The sequence below is a fragment of the Pseudanabaena sp. CCNP1317 genome (assembly GCF_034931345.1).
Lineage (GTDB): Bacteria > Cyanobacteriota > Cyanobacteriia > Pseudanabaenales > Pseudanabaenaceae > Pseudanabaena > Pseudanabaena galeata.
The window spans coordinates 1-2,738 of the sequence record NZ_JAYGIF010000134.1; the positions used below are offsets into that span (position 1 = coordinate 1).

The following is a 2,738-nucleotide window of genomic DNA, read 5'->3' on the forward strand; positions in this document are numbered from 1 at the left end:
TTCAGGATGCTATTTCTTCATGTATTGAGAACGCTCATATTAACCATAAAAAAGAACTGCTATCGCTACTCACTCTCCGTTTCCAAAATCTCAAAAAAGCTCAGATTATACCCGTTTAAAGTATAGTGCGTGGATGTGGTCCTAATTTTAGCTGCCAATAATAAGGAGCAATCACTTCATCTAAAAAAGAACGCTCAGTATGAAAATAAACTTCAGCGTAGGTTTCTCCCACTTCAGGATTGTGATGAATGTTGCTACGAACTCCCGTACAATGTTGTTCACTACCATCAGGAATTTCAGCCGATGATAAACCCGCTAGGCTTTGAAGAAGTCGGCTTTTACCTTGTCTGGCACGTCCCACCACGCCGATATTAAGAGTATTACGAGAAAACCTAGCCCTGAGGTTGTTGAGAGTTGTCAACTCATTATCAATATTTCTCTGAACGGCGGAAAAATCAATCTCTCTAGATCTGCCAACTGCACCAGCATCATCAACAAGTATTTGGTCACGCTGTTTTTCAAGTTTACGCAACGCAGCCGAAAGTGTTTTAAGGTTACTCTCTACGGTTTCAATTTTTTGAGCTAATGGGCGGCGCTTTTGAATAATCTGAGCGATTTGTGCAGATCTTGATGTTGATGGCATAACTTATTGAGTTTCAGTAAACTTAGTTTTAGGGATATTAAACAGTTATAAGACTTGCTATTTCTTAATATGGCATAAGAAACGGATATTTTCATCTAACCACCGATTTTTAGTTGATTAGGTAGATGTTGCGACACTTTGTGAATTATTGACTTGATTGAGATGCGTTAACTTGAGTTATTATAATACACATAAACAATGTGTACTCATATATGTATCAACGCATTAACATCACATTACCCAACGAAACACTACAGCTACTCGATCGCATCGCACCAAAAGGCGATCGCAGTCACTTCATTGACCAAGCAGTGAAATATTACATCAACACCGAAGCCAAGAAAAATCTACGGGAAAAGCTCAAACAGGGCGCATTACGTCGTGCAGATCGAGACTTAGGGATTACTCAAGACTGGTTTAATATCGATGAGGAATCATGGCAAAACGGAAAATAGAATTTCCCCAGAGAGGCGAAATCTATTTGGTTAACTTTGATCCTACAGTTGGTTCAGAAATTCAAAAAACTAGACCAGCTCTCATTCTCCAAAATGATATCTCTAATCAATACAGCCCCATTACCATCGTTGCTGCCATCACCTCCCAATTCGACCCTGAGACATATCCCACAGAAGTTTTAATCAATCCCCCAGAAGGCGGACTAACTATAACATCCGTAGTTCTTCTCAATCAGATTCGTTCCATTGATAAACAACGCTTAGTCAAAAAAATGGGTATTGTCTCCGATCACCTCATGGGATATGTGGATAATGCAATTCAAATTAGCTTAGGCTTAATTGAACTATAGAATTAGTTAGCGATCGCCCATAACAAGCTTGCTACAATAAACACAACCCACAATCTCCAAATTATAGCCAATGCAAATTATCCTAGAAGTCCCCGATCGCCTCGGCGAAAAACTACAACGACTGGGCGATCAACTCCCTGAAACCCTAGATCGCCTACTTCAAGACATTCCCACCCCAGAAACGATCTCTTACCAAGATGATCGCCAAATTGTCGAACTTCTAGCAAGTCAACCCAGTCCTGAAGCAATCCTCGCCATCCGTCCCACGCCAGCCTTACAAGCGCGGATGAGCGAACTACTCGAACGCAACAAATCTGAAAGTCTTTCCAGAACCGAAGAAGCCGAACTTGATCGCTATTTACTCTTAGAGCATTGGGTAAGATTAGCTAAAGCACATGCCTATAAACAATTACAGAAATCAGCATGAGCTATGTATCAGTTCCCCTGCGTCGGCTAGTCACCCAACGCGCTGAAGAACAGTGTGAGTATTGTCGATATCCTCAAGCAGCTTCCTTCTTTACTTTTGAAATAGAACATATTATTGCTGAAAAACACGATGGCATCACCGAAGCCGAAAACCTAGCTTTAGCTTGTCCTTGCTGCAATCGTTTCAAAGGCACTGACCTCGGTTCTATTGATCCTGAGACAAAGCAGCTAACTCCATTTTTTAATCCTCGTATGCAGCAGTGGTCAGATCACTTTCGCCTAGAAGGAGGAAACATTCTCCCACTTACTCCTGAAGGACGTGTGACTGCTAAAATTCTCCAATTCAACCTTCAGGAACGTGTTATCGAACGCGAACAACTCATTAGTATTGGGAAATATCCAGTACTCTAAGAACTTCTTTAAGCAACATGACCTTCACAGCAGTCCTAGAGAACATAGCCCGATCAACCATCGCCACAAAAATAGGCGAGAAACTGACAACAGCCAAAAGCATATCCCTATCAGGACTATCCCGCTTAGGCAAAGGATTGATTAGCACCCACCTATGCCAAGCCAAGCCATTACTCATCGTCACCGCCACGGTCGAAGAAGCAACCCGATGGGCTTTACAACTCCAGTCAATGTCATGGCGCGTCTATCTATATCAACCCCTTGATACATTTCCCTACGAATCTTCCCAAATCGATTTAGAAACCGCTTGGACAAGGATTGAGATATAGGGGTAGCTACAGGATACGTGTAAAAACCTGCAAGATAGGCTTAAAAGCGTTACCCAGACGAGCTTTGAGAAATCAGTTTAGACTTATAGGGAGAACCACAAAAAGGACAGAAGTGATGCTTGAG

The 2,738-nt window shown here is 42.0% G+C and carries 6 protein-coding genes; 5 read left to right on the plus strand and 1 reads right to left on the minus strand.

Annotated elements, in window-relative coordinates; all coding sequences use genetic code 11:
• Nucleotides 1-115 precede the first annotated feature (115 nt).
• A complete protein-coding gene (locus tag VB775_RS22445) occupies nt 116-643 on the minus strand; it encodes a hypothetical protein (RefSeq protein ID WP_281009651.1) in 528 nt (175 codons plus the stop codon).
• Between the two features lie 212 nt (nt 644-855).
• Between VB775_RS22445 and VB775_RS22450 the strand changes: the two genes are divergently transcribed.
• The 5 genes from VB775_RS22450 (at nt 856) to VB775_RS22470 (ending at nt 2,614) form a co-directional block, all read left to right on the plus strand.
• Nucleotides 856-1,098 carry a ribbon-helix-helix domain-containing protein gene (locus VB775_RS22450; protein ID WP_281009650.1) on the plus strand — a complete coding sequence of 81 codons (243 nt, stop codon included), beginning with the start codon at nt 856-858 and terminating at the stop codon, nt 1,096-1,098.
• Entirely contained in the window at nt 1,080-1,448 is a 369-nt protein-coding gene (locus VB775_RS22455) for a type II toxin-antitoxin system PemK/MazF family toxin (RefSeq protein WP_281009649.1), read from the plus strand. Before VB775_RS22450 ends, VB775_RS22455 begins: the two co-directional genes overlap by 19 nt.
• 70 nt (nt 1,449-1,518) lie before the next feature.
• Nucleotides 1,519-1,875 carry a hypothetical protein gene (locus VB775_RS22460; protein ID WP_281009648.1) on the plus strand — a complete coding sequence of 119 codons (357 nt, stop codon included), beginning with the start codon at nt 1,519-1,521 and terminating at the stop codon, nt 1,873-1,875.
• Nucleotides 1,872-2,285 (plus strand): HNH endonuclease, encoded by a 414-nt coding sequence (locus VB775_RS22465; RefSeq protein WP_323216957.1) that lies wholly within the window; start codon nt 1,872-1,874, stop codon nt 2,283-2,285. Before VB775_RS22460 ends, VB775_RS22465 begins: the two co-directional genes overlap by 4 nt.
• Before the next feature lie 17 nt (nt 2,286-2,302).
• Nucleotides 2,303-2,614: a hypothetical protein gene (locus VB775_RS22470; protein ID WP_281009647.1), complete on the plus strand. Its 312-nt coding sequence runs from the start codon at nt 2,303-2,305 to the stop codon at nt 2,612-2,614.
• Nucleotides 2,615-2,738 lie beyond the last annotated feature (124 nt).